General features: G+C 76.8%; 14 protein-coding genes. 5 read left to right on the forward strand and 9 right to left on the reverse strand.

Annotation, left to right across the window (positions count from 1 at the left end; translation table 11 throughout):
• Window positions 1–40 precede the first annotated feature (40 nt).
• Both WDZ17_RS00740 and WDZ17_RS00745 read right to left on the reverse strand, forming a co-directional pair.
• Window positions 41–805: a LysM peptidoglycan-binding domain-containing protein gene (locus tag WDZ17_RS00740; RefSeq protein WP_339573212.1), complete on the reverse strand. Its 765-nt coding sequence runs from the start codon at window positions 803–805 to the stop codon at window positions 41–43.
• A 563-nt stretch (window positions 806–1,368) separates the two neighbouring features.
• Window positions 1,369–2,535, reverse strand: a complete 1,167-nt coding sequence (locus WDZ17_RS00745) for a ScyD/ScyE family protein (protein ID WP_339573213.1) — start codon at window positions 2,533–2,535, stop codon at window positions 1,369–1,371.
• A 266-nt stretch (window positions 2,536–2,801) separates the two neighbouring features.
• On the opposite strand from WDZ17_RS00745, the gene WDZ17_RS00750 reads away from it, so the two are divergent.
• Complete coding sequence (locus tag WDZ17_RS00750; RefSeq protein WP_339573214.1) at window positions 2,802–4,097, forward strand: hypothetical protein; 1,296 nt, start codon at window positions 2,802–2,804, stop codon at window positions 4,095–4,097.
• On the opposite strand, the gene WDZ17_RS00755 is transcribed toward WDZ17_RS00750, so the two are convergent.
• The 6 genes from WDZ17_RS00755 to WDZ17_RS00780 form a co-directional block, all read right to left on the reverse strand.
• Entirely contained in the window at window positions 4,043–5,074 is a 1,032-nt protein-coding gene (locus tag WDZ17_RS00755; RefSeq protein ID WP_339573215.1) for an aldo/keto reductase, read from the reverse strand. The genes WDZ17_RS00750 and WDZ17_RS00755 overlap by 55 nt on opposite strands.
• Before the next feature lie 192 nt (window positions 5,075–5,266).
• Window positions 5,267–6,109, reverse strand: coding sequence for a 5-oxoprolinase subunit C family protein (locus WDZ17_RS00760; protein ID WP_339573216.1), 843 nt, complete (start codon window positions 6,107–6,109; stop codon window positions 5,267–5,269).
• On the reverse strand, window positions 6,106–6,744 hold the full coding sequence (locus tag WDZ17_RS00765) for a 5-oxoprolinase subunit B family protein (RefSeq protein ID WP_339573217.1): 639 nt from the start codon (window positions 6,742–6,744) through the stop codon (window positions 6,106–6,108). Before WDZ17_RS00765 ends, WDZ17_RS00760 begins: the two co-directional genes overlap by 4 nt.
• Window positions 6,745–6,754: 10 nt before the next feature.
• The gene (locus tag WDZ17_RS00770; protein ID WP_339573218.1) at window positions 6,755–7,531 is read right to left on the reverse strand and encodes a LamB/YcsF family protein; all 777 of its coding nucleotides are present in this window, start codon (window positions 7,529–7,531) and stop codon (window positions 6,755–6,757) included.
• 42 nt (window positions 7,532–7,573) lie between these two features.
• Window positions 7,574–8,767 (reverse strand): NRAMP family divalent metal transporter, encoded by a 1,194-nt coding sequence (locus WDZ17_RS00775; protein WP_422631769.1) that lies wholly within the window; start codon window positions 8,765–8,767, stop codon window positions 7,574–7,576.
• Between the two features lie 286 nt (window positions 8,768–9,053).
• On the reverse strand, window positions 9,054–10,448 hold the full coding sequence (locus WDZ17_RS00780; protein ID WP_339573220.1) for a PA0049 family protein: 1,395 nt from the start codon (window positions 10,446–10,448) through the stop codon (window positions 9,054–9,056).
• Between the two features lie 312 nt (window positions 10,449–10,760).
• On the opposite strand from WDZ17_RS00780, the gene WDZ17_RS00785 reads away from it, so the two are divergent.
• The 3 genes from WDZ17_RS00785 to WDZ17_RS00795 all read left to right on the forward strand — a co-directional run bounded on the left by WDZ17_RS00785 (window position 10,761) and on the right by WDZ17_RS00795 (window position 12,836).
• Window positions 10,761–11,489 (forward strand): VIT1/CCC1 transporter family protein, encoded by a 729-nt coding sequence (locus tag WDZ17_RS00785; RefSeq protein WP_422631770.1) that lies wholly within the window; start codon window positions 10,761–10,763, stop codon window positions 11,487–11,489.
• Between the two features lie 146 nt (window positions 11,490–11,635).
• Window positions 11,636–12,061: a hypothetical protein gene (locus WDZ17_RS00790; protein ID WP_339573222.1), complete on the forward strand. Its 426-nt coding sequence runs from the start codon at window positions 11,636–11,638 to the stop codon at window positions 12,059–12,061.
• 94 nt (window positions 12,062–12,155) lie between these two features.
• Complete coding sequence (locus WDZ17_RS00795) at window positions 12,156–12,836, forward strand: DUF305 domain-containing protein (RefSeq protein WP_339573223.1); 681 nt, start codon at window positions 12,156–12,158, stop codon at window positions 12,834–12,836.
• A gap of 132 nt (window positions 12,837–12,968) precedes the next feature.
• On the opposite strand, the gene WDZ17_RS00800 is transcribed toward WDZ17_RS00795, so the two are convergent.
• Window positions 12,969–14,063 (reverse strand): helix-turn-helix transcriptional regulator, encoded by a 1,095-nt coding sequence (locus WDZ17_RS00800; RefSeq protein WP_339573224.1) that lies wholly within the window; start codon window positions 14,061–14,063, stop codon window positions 12,969–12,971.
• Between the two features lie 105 nt (window positions 14,064–14,168).
• Here WDZ17_RS00800 and WDZ17_RS00805 point away from each other — a divergent pair, with 105 nt between their 5' ends.
• Window positions 14,169–14,600 carry a VOC family protein gene (locus tag WDZ17_RS00805; protein ID WP_339573225.1) on the forward strand — a complete coding sequence of 144 codons (432 nt, stop codon included), beginning with the start codon at window positions 14,169–14,171 and terminating at the stop codon, window positions 14,598–14,600.
• Window positions 14,601–14,666 lie beyond the last annotated feature (66 nt).

Genomic DNA, 14,666 nt, shown 5'->3' on the forward strand with positions numbered 1-14,666 from the left:
TGGTGCTGCGGGCCGCGCTGCGGCCCGCGTCGTCGACGTCTCAGGGCAGCCGGAGCGTCTGCCCGACGTAGATGCGGTCCGGGTCGGAGATGCTGCCGCTGTTCGCCTGGTACAGCGCGCGCCAGCTGGTCCCGTTGGCCGCGGCGATCGAGCTGAGCGTGTCGCCGCTGCGGACCGTGTAGCTGCCGCCGGACGGCGCGCTCGACCCGCCGCCACCGCCACCGCTGCCGGGGACGCGCAGCGTCTGGCCGACGTAGATGCGGTTCGGGCTGGAGATGCGGTCGTCGTTGGCGGCGTAGAGCGCGCGCCACGAGACGCCGTACCGGGCGGCGATGGAGCCCAGCGTGTCGCCGCTGCGGACGGTGTAGGAGCCACCGGTGGGTGCCGGGTCCGACGACGGCGGGGGCGGGGCCGGGGTCGAGGAGCCGCCGCCGGGAGGCGTCGGCGAGCCGGCCTTCTCGGCCTCGCCGTAGCCGAGGCGCTGCGTGCACGCCGGCCACGCGCCCCAGCCCTGGCCGTCGAGGACCTTCTCGGCGATGGCGAGCTGCTCCTCGCGCGTCGCGAGGTCGGCGCGGGAGGCGTACCGCGTGCCGCCGTAGCCCTCCCACGTCGGCTGGTAGAACTGCACCCCGCCGTAGTAGCCGTTGCCGGTGTTGATGCTCCAGTTGCCGCTGGACTCGCACTGGGCCAACCGGTTCCACGTGGAGTCAGTCGCGGCCGAGGCCGGGCCGGCGGAGACGAGGCCCACGAGCGGGGCGGCGGCGAGCGCCGCGACGGCGCCCAGACCGACGGAGCGGCGACGCACGGTGCGGTCCACCGGCCGGCGCAGACGCCGGCGGCGGGCGGGGGCGGTCGAGCTGCTGGAGGTGGTGATGACGGTGCCTCTCGCGCATGCGCCGCCCGCGGTGCGTCCCGCGGTCCCGCCCTGCGTCGGTTCGAAGGGGCGTCCGCCGGGCGGGGAGGCGCAGGCGGACACGCTGGTCGTCGCCCACCGGTGCGGCGGGCCGTCCGGTCCGTCCGGCGCCTCGGGGCGCCGTCGGTGGCCGCAGCGGCACGGGGGAGCGCTGCGACCAGGGACGCGGGCGACCGTAGGTGATGTCACGGGATGGTGACAACCCCGGACGTCCCGACGCGCCGCCGACGAAAGGCGCTGCGCCGCAGTCGCGCAGAAGTACACGCGTGTGGTTCGTCGGTCCGTGGGCCGGACGGCGGGTCTCACGCCCGGGTCGGGCCCCGCTCACCGGGTGTGCCCGACCCGCCGTGCCCGGGGGGCCGGCGGCGGGGCGCGGCCACCGTGCGTACCCGGCCTCCGGCGGACGGACCGACCTCCTGCGCCGGCCGGTCGACGCCGACCGGCCGGCGCAGGGGTCACAGGTCCACGCGGACGACCTGCCCCTGAGGCCCCAGGACCTGCGTCGTGACGTAGAGCCGCCCCCCGGAGACCTCGACGGCGGCCGGCAGGTCCGCCTCGAGCACGGTGCGGCGCTCGTGCGCCCCGGCGTCGAGGGCGACCACGCGTCCGCCGAAGAGCTCGGCGGCGTAGACCGTCCCGTCGTCCCCGACGGCGACACCGGTGGCCCCGAGCAGCCCGTCGAGGACGGTCCGGACGGCGCCGGTGCGCGGGTCGACCCGCACGACCGACCCGCGGGCACCGAGGCTGGGGTCCTCGGGGCCGCCCGGCAGCAGGCTGACGTAGAGGTCGGAGCCCGGGCCGACCTCGACGTCCGTCGGGACCGGCTCGAACCAGTAGGTCTGCCCGACCGTGCACGCGGGCAGCCCGTTCTCCGCCACCAGGTCCGCCGTCAGGACGGCGGGCTGGGCGGGCAGCACCGCGAGCGTGCGCACCCGGCCGCGGGCGTCGACGGCGAGCAGGGCGTTGCCGCCCGCGTCGGCGACGACGGTCCGCCCCCCGCCGAGCGGCGCCGTCGCGTAGGGGTGGGAGTAGACCTCGCCGGTGTAGCGACCGGGGAAGCCGTCGGGCAGCTGGTCCAGGCACGACCGAGAGGTGTCGCGCAGGCCGTACGTGGTCCCGCCGTCGACGTTGGTCGCCCGCTCGTGCGCGGCGAGGTCGGCGACGACGTCGACGCGGCCACGACGGTCCCGGCGCTCGAGGAGGGCGACGGCGTCCGGTCCCTCGCCCGCCGAGTGCGTCAGCAGGACGCCCGCGCCGGTCGTCGACAGGCCGGCGGCCTCTTCCCCCGGGTGCAGGGGGAGGTCGGTCCGTCGTCCGGTCCGGTCGACCGTGGTCAGGAGGCCGGCGAAGGACTGGGCGACGACGACGTCCCCGCGCCGCGACACTTCCAGCGACAGGGGGCCGACGAGGTCCTCGGCGACGACGACCGGCTCTCCCCGGGCGCTCCCGGCGGCGGCGGGCGCCGCGGCCACGGAGAGCAGGAGGAGCGCCGCGGCCCCGAGCAGACCGGGCGTGCGGGGTCGGCCGCGGGCGACGCGGGCGTGCGGCCGGCGGGGACCGGGCGAGGTGCCCGTCGGAGCCGGAGGAGCGGTGGTGCGGGTGCGTGGAGCCAGGTCGTCCATGGCAGACCCCCCAGGGCGGTCCCTGCCCCGACCCTCGGGCACAGGGTGCGGGAGTCCTCGGTGACCCCCGTCGCGGGTCTACTCCTCCAGGGCTCGGCTCTGCCACCCGATCGGGTGACCCAGCGTGAGACGTCCGTCACACCGGCCGGTGCGCAGCGGCCGGAGGTCACCCCACGTCACCGGACGGGACGCGGCCTCGCCGCCGCTGGTCGCCGGGCCCGGCGTCCCGGTTGCCGACCGATGCCCCCGCCGCGACGGTGAGCACCATGAGCGCACTCAGCAGAGGCCTGGCGGCCGGAGCCGTCGGCACCACCGTCCTCAACACCGTCACCTACGCCGACATGCTGCTGCGCGGCCGGGGCACGAGCTCGGCGCCCGAGGAGACGGTCGACGCCCTCGCCGACCGCCTCGGCAGGACGATCCCGGGCTCCCGCGACGAGCGCTCGAACCGCCGGACCGCCCTCGGGGCGTTGTCGGGCACCCTCACCGGCCTGGCCGTCGGCGTCGTCACGAGCGTGGCGCACCGCAAGGGCTACCGGGTGCCGGGCCTCCTCGGCGGCGCCGCGACCGGCGCCCTCGCCATGGCGACGACCGACGGGGCGATGGCCGCGCTCGGCGTCAGCGACCCCCGGGAGTGGCAGGCGGGCGACTGGGTCGCGGACGCCGTCCCGCACCTCGCCTACGGCCTCGCGACGCACGCCACCGTCGAGGCGCTCTCCCCACAGCCCGGCGACGAGGTGCGGCGCCCGGCGTCCGCGGGCCTCGTCGGGCGCTCGTTCCTGCTCGGCGTCGCGACGGGCGGGCGCAGCTCGCTGGCGCTGGCGGGCCCGGTGCTCACCGGCGCCCGTCCCGACGGCGCGGGCGTGCTGGCGCGCCTGGGGGCGCTCGGGGCCCTGGCGACCGAGCTCGTCATGGACAAGAAGCCCGAGACGCCGAGCCGGCTCGAGGGCGGGCCGCTGGCCGGCCGGGTGCTCGGCGGCGGCGCCGGTGCGGCGGCGCTGGCGGCGCGGGACGGCGCGAGCCCGACCGGTCCGGCCGCCGCCGGTGCGGCCGGTGCCCTCGCCGGCTCCTGGGCCGGGCTGGCGTGGCGCACCTGGGCGGCGAAGAAGAGCTCGCCGTTCGACGAGGACCTCCCCGCGGCGCTCGTCGAGGACGCCGTCGCCGTGGCGCTCGCGCTCGTCGCCTGCCTGCCCGGCCGCCGCGGCCAGCGGACCGCCGTCGTGGGCTCAACCTGCTCGTCACGCCAGAGGGCCCGCCACCGCAGCCGCGGTGGCGGGCCCTCCTGCGTCGCAGGCCGGTCCGCCCGCCTGATCGACGCCCCCCTGGCCCCCAGAACCTCGACGTCGTCGCCGACTTCGGTGATGAGCGCCCCCCTTCCCCGAAGTCGTCGCCGACTTCGGGTGGGGGAGGGCGCCCGTCTCGACGTCGTCGCCGACTTCGGTCAGGGGCGGGCCCGCCGTGCGACGTCGTCGACGTCGCGCGCTCGGCCGGCGGGGCGCCCGCGCCCTCAGCGCCGCGGGCGGCGGCGCAGCGAGGCGTCGGCGAGCGCGGGCGGCACGTAGCCCGCGTCGGCCGCCGCCAGCGTGGTCCCCGGCGGGACGATCTCGTCGATCCGGTCCAGGACGTCGTCGGGCAGCACGACGTCGGCGGCGCCGAGCTGGCTCTCCAGCTGCTCCATGGTGCGCGGGCCGATGATCGGCGCCGTCACCGCCGGGTGCGCCAGGGTGAAGCCGAGCGCCAGGTGGATGAGCGACATCCCGGCCTCGTCGGCGACCTTCGCGAGGGCGTCCGCCGCGTCGAGCTTCGCCTGGTTCTCCGGCGAGTCGAGGTCGTAGCGGGCAGGCATCCGTGCGGCGCGGCTGCTCTCGGGCGCGGCCTCGCCCTTGCGGTACTTGCCGGTGAGCCACCCGCCGGCGAGCGGGCTCCACGGGATGACGCCCATGCCGAACTGCTCGGCGACGGGCAGGACGTCGGCCTCGACGCCGCGGGCGAGGATGGAGTACGGCGGCTGCTCGGTGACGAACCGCTCGCGTCCCCGGCGGTCGGCGACCCACTGCGCCTCGACCATCTCGTGCGCGGGGAACGTCGAGCTGCCGACGTACAGCACCTTGCCCTCGCGGACCAGGTCGGTGAGCGCGCCGAGCGTCTCGTCGACCTCGGTCTGCGGCTCGGGGCGGTGCACCTGGTAGAGGTCGATGTGGTCGGTCTGCAGGCGGCGCAGGCTGTCCTCCACGGCACGGCGGATCCACCGCCGCGAGTTGCCGCGCGCGTTGACGTCCTCGCCCATGCCGTTGTGGAACTTCGTCGCGAGGACGACGTCGTCGCGTCGGCCCTTCAGGGCCTTGCCGACGATCTCCTCCGACTCGCCCGTCGCGTAGATGTCGGCGGTGTCGACGAAGTTGATCCCGGCGTCCAGCGCGCGGTGGATGATCTTCACCGAGTCGTCGTGGTCGGGGTTGCCCCAGGCGCCGAACATCATGGCGCCGAGGCACAGCGGGCTGACCTGGACGCCGGTGCGTCCGAGGGTGCGGTGCTCCACGGGTGGTTCCCTCCGCTCGTCGAGGCCCGCGCCGGGTGGGTGACGAGGTCGGTGCTCGGGGCACGGGCCGGTACGTCCGTCACGCTAGGCCGCCCGGCCCGGGGACGCCGGGTGGAGCGCTCCTCGGACGGGACCGGCCGCACGAGGACGCGCTCTACCGCGTCGTGGTGCGGCCGACCCGGCGACTCGTGGTCACGCGGAGCGCAGGAGCAGCCGCTGGCCGGGGCGCAGCTGGGCGCAGCGGTCGACGTCGGCGTCCACGACGCAGCCGATGACGGGGTAGCCGCCGGTCACCGGGTGGTCGGCCAGGAACAGCACCGGTGCGCCGGACGGCGGCACCTGCAGGGCGCCGCGCACCATGCCCTCGCTCGGCAGCTCGCCGTCGCGGGCGCGCTCCGGGGCGGGGCCCTCCAGCCGGATGCCGACGCGGTTGCTCTCGCTCGTCACCGCGTAGGAGCCGGAGGTCAGTGCCTCCCAACCTGTCTCGGCGAACCAGTCGCGACGTGGACCCGGCACCACGCGGACCACGACGTCACCGCCCGCCGGGTCCGGGACGGGCGCGACGTCGACGTCGGGGAAGCGCGCCGGAGCGGGCCCGACGCCGAGTGAGTCCCCGGCCGACAGCGCCGCCGGGCCGAGGCCCGCGAGCACGTCGGTGGACCGGGAGGCCAGGACCGGCGGCACGTCGAGGCCGCCCCGGACGGCGAGGTACGTGCGCAGCCCCGCCTCGGGGGCCACCAGGCGCAGCTCCTCGCCGGCGCGCAGCCGCGACACCGCGGCGTGCGGTGAGCCGGGGCAGCGTGCCCCGGTGAGCGCCACGACGACGTCCCGCTCCGCGCGCAGCACCAGCCCCCCGAGCGTCACCTCGAGCGCCGCCGCGCCGGCGTCGTTGCCCACCAGCCGGTTCGCCAGCGCGTAGGACGCCCGGTCGCAGGCCCCCGACCGCCCGACGCCGAGCGCCGCGAGCCCGGTGCGCCCGGCGTCCTGCACGGTCGTCAGCGCTCCCGGCGCCACGACGGTGAGCGCGCGCGTCATCCGGCCACCTCGTCCACCGCCGTGAACCGCACCCGCGCTCCCGGGACCAGCAGCGCCGGCGGGTCGCGCCGCAGGTCGAAGACGTCGAGCCCGGTGCGTCCCACCAGCTGCCACCCGCCGGGGGACTCGCGCGGGTAGACCCCGCTGAACTCCCCGGCCAGCGCCACCGAGCCGGCCGGCACGCGGGTGCGGGGAGAGCTGCGCCGCGGCACCTGCCACGCCTCGCCGGCCGGCGGGTCGCCGCCGGCGACCAGGTACCCGAAGCCGGGCGCGAAGCCGCAGAAGGCGACCGTCCACTCCTGCGCCGTGTGCCGCTCGACGACGCCGTCCGCGCCCCAGCCGGTGAGCCGGCCGACCTCGTCGAGGTCCTCGCCGTCGTAGACGACCGGGACCTCGACGAGCCCACCCCGGGCGCGCTCGCCCCGCTCCGGCCGCGCCGCCCGCACCGCGTCGCCCACCGCGGCGACGTCGCCGCCCTCGGGGTCGACGTGCAGGAGCAGCGTGCGGGCCGCGGGCACGAGGTCGACCACCCCGACCGGCGGGTCGTCGACGAGCGCCGCGTACAGGGCGAGGACGTCGTCCAGGGCGTCCAGCTCGACCAGCAGCCCGCTCGTCCCGCAGGGCAGCAGCCTCACGCCGTCCGCCTCACGCCGACGGGGCGTCCCCGGCGAAGGGCGCGAGCGCCACCCCCGCGCCGGCGAGGGCGTCCCGCACCCGGCGCGCGAGGTCGACGGCGCCCGGGGTGTCCCCGTGGACGCAGATCGAGGCCGCCTCCACGGTGATCTCGCCGCCCTCGACGTCGGTGATCCGGCCGGTCGTCGCGAGGTCGACGCAGCGCTGCGCGACGACGCCGGCGTCGTGCAGCACCGCGCCGGGCCGGCGCCGGTCCACCAGGGTGCCCTCCGGCGTGTACGCGCGGTCGGCGAAGGCCTCGGGGACGCACGTCAGGCCCGCCTCCGCGGCGAGCCGCAGCCACGCCGAGCCCGGCAGCCCGAGCACGGGCAGCGCCGGGTCGTAGGCGACCACCGCGGCGACGACGGCCGCCGCCTGCTCCTCGTGGTGGACGATCGCGTTGTAGAGCGCGCCGTGCGGCTTGACGTAGCGGACCCGGCTCCCGGCCACGCGGGCGAAGCCGTCCAGCGCCCCGACCTGGTAGATGACGTCGTCGGTCAGCGCCTGCGGCTCCACGTCGACGAAGCGACGGCCGAAGCCGGGCAGGTCCCGGTAGCCGACCTGCGCGCCGATCGCGACGCCCCGGGGCACCGCGGCGTCGCACACGCGCCGCATGATCGAGGCGTCGCTCGCGTGGTAGCCGCAGGCGACGTTGGCGCTGGTGACGACCTCGAGCAGTGCGTCGTCGTCCCCGAGGGTCCAGCGGCCGAAGCCCTCGCCGAGGTCGGAGTTCAGGTCGACGGTCGTCATGAGCCCACTGTCCGTGGTCGGGGCGGGGTGCGCACGGGCGTGTCAGCCGGTGAAGAGGCCGACGACGCCCCCGAAGGAACGGACGGCCAGGTAGATCGTCAGCAGCCAGGCGAGACCGCCGACGGCGAGCAGCCCCCGCGGGTAGCGGTAGCCCTGCAGCAGGTCCGGCCGGCGCCAGGCCACCCACAGCACGACCCCGATGGCCAGCGGTAGCAGCAGGCCGTTGAAGGCGCCGGCGAAGACGAGCAGGGTCGCGGGTGCCGCGCCGACGACGACGAACGCCGTCGTCGTGACGACGATGAAGGCGACGACGAGCAGGGTGCGGGCCCGCTCCGACGTCCGCGTGCGCGAGGTGATGAAGCTGACCGACGTGTACGACGCGCCGATCACCGAGGTGATCGCGGCCGCCCAGAAGACGACGCCGAAGACGCGCAGGCCGACGTCGCCGGCCGCCTGCTGGAAGGCGGACGCCGGCGGGTTGTCCGCCGCGAGGGTCGCGCCCCCGGCGACGACGCCGAGCACCGCCAGGAAGAGCACGACGCGCATGACGCCGGTGATGACGATGCCGGTGACCGAGCTGCGGGTGATGTCGCGCACGCGCCCCGGGCCGGACACCCCGGAGTCCAGGAGGCGGTGGGCGCCGGCGAAGGTGATGTAGCCGCCGATCGTGCCGCCGATGAGCGTCGTGATGGCGAGGAAGCTGACCTCCTCGGGCAGGACGACGTTGCGCAGCGCCTCGCCGACCGGCGGCGCGGAAGTGACGGCGATGCCGACCGTCAGCGCGATCATCACCAGGCCGAGGACCACGACGATGCGGTCCATCGCCACGCCCGCCCGCTTGGACAGGAAGATGGCGATGGCGATGACGGCGGAGACCGCCCCGCCGATCCGCGGGTCGAGGCCGAGCATCGCGTCGGTGCCGAGCCCGGCGCCGCTGACGTTGCCCACGTTGAACACGAGCCCGCCGACGAGCACGAAGGCGGCCATGACCCAGCCGAGTCCGGGCAGCGTGAGGTTGCCGAGCTCCTGCGCGCGGCGGCCGGAGACGCCGATCACCCGCCAGACGTTCAGCTGCAGCGCGACGTCCACGACGATCGACACGACGATCGCGAAGGCGAACGCGGCGCCCAGCTGCGCGGTGAAGGTCGTCGTCTGCGTGATGAAGCCCGGCCCGATGGACGACGTCGCCATGAGGAACATGGCGCCGAGCAGGGTCGAGCGCGTGCTCGCCCGCATCGAGGAGGACGGACGGGGCGGTGCGCTACCGGCATCCGGTGCTGCGTCGCTCACGGGACTCCTGCCGTGGTGCGGGCCCCCGCGGTGCCGGGGGAGGGGCGGTCGCCGGGGCGCCGGTGCCCGTCGCACCTCACGCTGCGCGCGAGGCGACCTGCAGAAGTCCCTGAGACGAGCCGCCGTGGCGCGCTGACCTGCGGTGACGCTCTGTTGCCGCGCCTTCTGCAGGTCGCCTCGCGCGGGACCGGTGCTGCGCTGGGCCGGAGGGCGCCGGTGCGTCGGGCAGACGTCACGGCTGCACCGCCCTGCCGGCCGCCTCGACGAGGGCGACGGTCTGGTCGACGACGGCCTTGCGGTCCGCCTCGAACGCCGGGCTCGTCAGCACGTTGCCGTCCTCGGGGTACACCAGGGACGAGATGTGCAGGTGGCCGCCGGGCAGGTCCTCCAGGCCGGCGCCGAGCCGCAGGCGGTTGGTGCGGTACATGCTCTCGTTCGAGAGGTAGTTCCCGCCGGGTGCGCTGGCGGCCCTCGAGCCGGGCGAGGGGTCGGCGGCGGAGCGCAGGGAGCCCGGGTCCGGGAACGTGCCCGCGGGCCACTCCGTGATCCCGTCGTGCAGCACGACCGGCCACGGGCCCGTCCCGGCGTCGATCATCGCCTGGTACGGCAGCGTCGTCTCGATCCACTGCGGCGAGGGCTGCGGCTGCGGCCACAGCGCCGCGGCGGAGACCGGCCCGTACTGGATGGCCCGGTTGTTGTCGGGGAACCCGCCGCGGAAGCCGCCGGCCCACTGCTCGACGTCCATCCGGCCGCGGCCGGTCTGGCTGATCGTCATGATGAGGTCGGCGCGCTCGTCGGCGGCCGGGCCGGCCGGGTCCCCGGGACCGCCGTCCGGCGTGCCGCCGACGAGCCACGGCCCGAAGGCGTCCTCGACGATGCCCTGGTCGAAGTCGCTCCAGTTCACCGGCAGCATCACGGCCTGCACGACGACGGTGCCGGCGTCGGTCTCCACCGTGCGACCGTCCAGCTGCAGCGCGGAGGCGCCGGAGGGGTTGGAGTTCCGCAGGCTGGAGTCGAGGCTGTAGGTGTCGAAGCCGCTGACGAGGACGCGCGTGACGTCCTCGCCCGCGGGGTAGGCCACGGAGTCGATGCCCCGCGAGGCGTAGGACAGCTGCCGGACCAGCGCCTGCCGCTGCAGGCTGGTCATCGCGAACCGCGGCTGCCACTCCCGCAGCGCCCGCGCCATCGTGGTCCGCGCCCAGTAGAGCGGCCGGTCGTCGTAGCGGTCGATGGTGCCGAGGTCGGCCCGGCCCTGGGCCCGGTCGACGGCGGCCCGCCACAGGTCGGCGCCGTACTGCTGGACCAGCTGGTCGGCGATGTCGAGGCGTCCCGTCAGGCACAGCCGGCGCTGGAACCGGTCGACGAGACGGTCGAAGCCGGCGGCCTCGACGAAGCGGCGGGAGGCCGGCTCCGCGTCCGCGCCGGGCAGCGGCAGGCCGAGGCGCTGCTCCTCCACGGTCAGGGCCGCGCCCTCGGCGTAGCAGTCGGCGCCGCGGGGGCGCTCCGGGGCGCTCGCCGTGCCGTCCGTCGGGGCCGCGAGGGTCGAGGCCGCGACCACGGCGGTGACCGTCGCGAGACCGGCGGCGAGCGACCCGGCGCGGCGGGCGGTCCAGCGGGGGAAGGGCATCGGTCCTGACCTCTCGTCCTGCGCTCCCGGGGCGAGGCGCCGCACCGGCTCGACGCGGTGACGCTAGGGGTGGGCGAAGGGGACGGCAAGGACCAGTCGTCCATCTCGGGCGCGGGACCTCCCCGCCGGCGGGACGCCGTCCCAGAAGGCCGACGCCGAGGCCGCCGCATCGCTCCGGCGAGCACGGGGACAGAGTGGGGCCTGACCTGGCGACGACGCCGCCCGACGTCCCCTCCGGTGCCACGCCCCGCGACCGTCCCGACCCGAGGAGAGCCGTCCGCCGTGAGCGCACCCGAGCCCGACGTCGAGCGAGTGCCACCGGGGGATGACCCCGCCGACGACGGTCGGCACGACGAACCCCACGGCCGCGGTCCGTCACGTCTCGGCTGGCTGCGGGCGGGCGTGCTCGGCGCGAACGACGGCATCGTCTCGACGGCGGCGCTCGTCGTCGGTGTCGCCGGCGCCACCACCGACCGGGGCACGTTGCTCACGGCGGGGACGGCCGGTCTCGTCGCGGGCGCCGTCTCGATGGGGCTCGGCGAGTACGTGTCCGTCAGCACCCAGCGCGACAGTGAGTCAGCGCTGCTCGCCCAGGAGCGGCGCGAGCTCGCCACGACGCCGGACGAGGAGCTGGACGAGCTCGCCGCCCTCTACGAGCAGAAGGGGCTGACGCCGGGCACGGCGCGCCAGGTCGCCGAGGAGCTCACCGCCCAGGACGCCTTCGCAGCCCACGTCGACGTCGAGCTCGGGCTGGACCCCGACGCGCTGAGCCGGCCGTGGCAGGCCGCCGGCGCGTCGGCGCTGGCCTTCACCGTCGGCGCGGTGCTGCCGCTGCTCGCCGTCCTGCTCCCGCCGCCGTCGGCGCGGGTGCCGGCGACCTTCCTGGCCGTGCTCGTGGCGCTCGTCGTCACCGGGGCCGTCAGCGCTCGCCTCGGCCGCTCGCGGGTGCGGACCGCGGTGCTGCGCCTCGTCGTCGGGGGCAGCGCGGCGATGGTCGCGACCTACCTCATCGGCACGGCCCTCGGCGGGGTCGCCGGCTGACGACCGGAGGCCCGGGTCGCCGCCGGGCCGCCCACGGGCGGACCCGGCCGCGTACCCCCGGGGGGTACCCCGTAGGCTCTGCTCGTCCCCGTCGAGGAGGTGACGTCGTCGTGCGAGAACGAGCGGTTCGGCGTCGCCGTCCTGCGGTGGCACGGCACCTCGCGCCGCTGCGCCTGGTGCTCGTCCTCGCCGCCGTCCTCGGCGTGGCGGGGATGCACGCCGTCGGCACCGGCCACGCCGCGCACGCCGTGCACGCCGCGCACGCCGCGGGCGCCGTCCAGGTCGCCCCGCTCGGTCACGGCGCCGGGGACGTCGACGCCTCCGTCGTCGGGTCGGCCGACGGCGCGGACCCGGACGACGGTGCGGGCTCCCTCCTGCACCTGTGCCTCGCCGTCGTCGGCGCGGGCGTCGTCCTCGGGGCCGCGCTGGTGGCGCGGCGGCCCTGGCCGGCCTCGCGACCGGGTGGCCCGGGCCGGGCCGTCCGGGCCTCCGAGCCGTCGGCCGCGCCGCTCGTCACCGTGCCCCCGTGGGTCCACCTGTCCCGGACCCGGCTCTGCCTCTGGCGGGTGTGACAGGTCCCGCGCCGGCGCTCCTGCGCCCGGCGCCGACCCGCACACCGCGTTCCGCCCGGGACGCGCTCTCGCACCGCACCGGAGGACGAGCACCATGACGACCCACCGCACCCCGACGGCCCACCGCACCCCAGCACGCCGTGCCACCCGCGCTGTCGCGCTCTCGGCGGCCCTGCTGCTCGGAGCCGCCCTCGCGCTCGCCGGCTGCGGCGACGACGGCGAGGCGGGCACGCCGACGACGCCCTCGCCGTCGACCCCGGTCCCGTCGACGCCCTCCGCCTCGGCGGCGGACATCACGTTCCTGCAGGGGATGGTCCCGCACCACGAGCAGGCCACCGAGATGGCGGCGCTCGTGGACGGGCGCACGCAGGACGCGGACGTCGTCGCCCTGGCCGAGCAGATCCGTGCGGAGCAGCAGCCGGAGGTCGAGGAGATGACGGCGCTGCTCGCCGCCTACGGCGAGCCGCTGCCGTCCGCCGGGGCGACCGAGGACAGCATGGCGGGCATGGGCGGCATGGACCACGGCGACGGCGCGACCGGGATGGCCGGGATGATGGGCGCCGAGGAGATGACCTCCCTGGAGTCCCTGTCCGGCACGGAGTTCGACCGGGCGTGGCTGTCGATGATGGTCGAGCACCACGAGGGGGCGATCGCCATGTTCCAGGACGTCCTCGACGGCTCCGGCGACCCGCGGGTGCGGAAGGTCGCGGAGGGGATCGTCACGGCGCAGCAGGCCGAGATCGCGACCATGCGCGAGCTGCTCGACGCGGGCTGACCCGACGTCGTCGAGCCCGGTGACGTCGAGCCCGGTGACGTCGAGCCCGGTGACCGTCGAGTCCGACGTCGCGCAGGTCGTCAGAGGTTCTGCTCCTGCGCGGCGTCGGACTCGGCCGGTGCGGCAGGGCTGTCAGGCGTCCGTCGGGGTCCCGCTCCCGGCCGCGTCGGCGCACCGACCGGCGAGCGCCGCGAACGCCGCCCTCAGCTCCGCCGGTCGCACGTCCTCCACCGCGACCCCGTGGTGGAGGAGCGACGCAGCCAGGCCGGTCCAGGAGAACGAGCCCGTCCGCAGCCGGCAGCGGCCCTCGTCGAGCGCCTCGACGACGCCGTCGCGCGCGTACGGCAGGACGTCCGCGGCGGGGGCGGAGAGCACGGCCTCGCCCCGGCAGGGCCACGCCCCGGAGCCGCCGGGGTCGCGCGAGCCGCGGAACAGGGCGGCGACGAAGGCGCCGGGGTCGCCGCCGGGCACCTCGCGCGGGACGAACCGTGGCCCCGTCGGCGTGCGGGGCGACATCCGGTCGAGGCGGTAGGTGCGCCAGTCGCCGTCGCCGGTGCTGCCCGCGCCCGTGCCGCCCGCCCCTCTGCTGGCCGCGCCCGTGCTGACCACTGACTCCCAGCACAGCAGGTACCAGCGACCGCCCCGGGCGAGCACGTGGTGGGGCTCCACCCGGCGGGGCGGGCGGGCGGGGACGGGTCCGTGCTCGGCGCTCGCCCCCGCCCCGTCCTCAGCGGGCCGCGGCGACGGCGACGCGTAGTCGAACCGGAGCACCTCGTGGGCGCGGACGGCGGCGGAGACGGCGAGCAGCACCTCGGGGTCGACCGTCGGGGCGGCACCGGCCGTGGGCAGCGGCGTGGCCTCGACGGCGTCGACGCGCGCCCGCAGCCGTGCGGGCAGGACCTGGCGGAGCGTCGCGAGCGCCCGCCAGGCGGCGTCCGTGGTGCCGACGCCGCTCGCCGTCGCCAGCCGCAGGGCGACGGCGAGCGCGACGGCCTGCTCGTCGTCGAAGAGCAGCGGCGGGAGCTCGGCGCCGGCGGCGAGGCGGTACCCGCCGTCCGGCCCCGTCGTCGCCCGGACCGGGTAGCCGAGCTCGCGCAGCCGGTCGACGTCGCGGCGCACGGTGCGAGGGCTGACCTCGAGGCGCTCGGCGAGCAGGTGGCCCGGCCAGTCGCGGCGCGCCTGGAGCAGGGACAGCAGGGACAGGAGGCGTCCGGGGGTCCCGCTCATGCGCCCAGACTGCCCTGCTTCTAGGCCAGAACCTGACCGCAACCCCCGGCAGAGTGCATCTCGCACCTCGGGGCGTAGGGCCCCGAGGACGACGGAGGAGACCCCATGAGCGTCACCACCACCGCCCACCTCAACTTCCGCGGTCAGGCCCGTGAGGCCCTCGAGCACTACGCGGCGGTCTTCGGCGGCGAGCCGGTCGTCGTCACCTACGCCGACCTGCCCCAGGAGAGCGACGCCGACCTGGGCGTCGTGCCCGAGCAGGTGAAGTGGGGCCAGGTCGCCACCCCGGCGGGCTTCTCGGTCATGGCCTACGACGTCCAGCCGGCGCGCGGGTACGACCCCGGCCAGGACCGGCTGTTCATGTCGGTGCGCGGGGACGACGCGGACGAGATCACCCGCTACTTCCGCGGGCTCGCCGAGGGCGGGCACGTCCGCGAGGAGCTGGCGCCGTCGGGCTTCTCCCCGCTGTACGGCATGGTGACCGACCGCTTCGGCATCACCTGGGTGCTCGACGTCGCGGCGCCGTACGGCGGCTGATCCCCGGGTCGTCCCGGGATGCTGTGCGCCACAGGCCTGCGGCGACGCGGTCGACGACGGGTGCGC

Origin of the sequence: Pseudokineococcus basanitobsidens (assembly GCF_037482545.1) — a bacterium.
In the GTDB taxonomy this organism is placed as follows: Bacteria; Actinomycetota; Actinomycetes; order Actinomycetales; family Quadrisphaeraceae; genus Pseudokineococcus; species Pseudokineococcus basanitobsidens.

Coding starts and splice junctions, on each gene's coding strand:
- WDZ17_RS00805 (WP_339573225.1), top strand. CDS start 14,169: ATGAGCGTCACCACCACCGCCCACCTCAACTTCCGCGGTCAGGCCCGT.
- WDZ17_RS00800 (WP_339573224.1), bottom strand. CDS start 14,063: ATGAGCGGGACCCCCGGACGCCTCCTGTCCCTGCTGTCCCTGCTCCAG.
- WDZ17_RS00750 (WP_339573214.1), top strand. CDS start 2,802: ATGAGCGCACTCAGCAGAGGCCTGGCGGCCGGAGCCGTCGGCACCACC.
- WDZ17_RS00745 (WP_339573213.1), bottom strand. CDS start 2,535: ATGGACGACCTGGCTCCACGCACCCGCACCACCGCTCCTCCGGCTCCG.
- WDZ17_RS00770 (WP_339573218.1), bottom strand. CDS start 7,531: ATGACGACCGTCGACCTGAACTCCGACCTCGGCGAGGGCTTCGGCCGC.
- WDZ17_RS00795 (WP_339573223.1), top strand. CDS start 12,156: ATGACGACCCACCGCACCCCGACGGCCCACCGCACCCCAGCACGCCGT.
- WDZ17_RS00760 (WP_339573216.1), bottom strand. CDS start 6,109: ATGACGCGCGCGCTCACCGTCGTGGCGCCGGGAGCGCTGACGACCGTG.
- WDZ17_RS00780 (WP_339573220.1), bottom strand. CDS start 10,448: ATGCCCTTCCCCCGCTGGACCGCCCGCCGCGCCGGGTCGCTCGCCGCC.
- WDZ17_RS00775 (WP_422631769.1), bottom strand. CDS start 8,767: ATGCGGGCGAGCACGCGCTCGACCCTGCTCGGCGCCATGTTCCTCATG.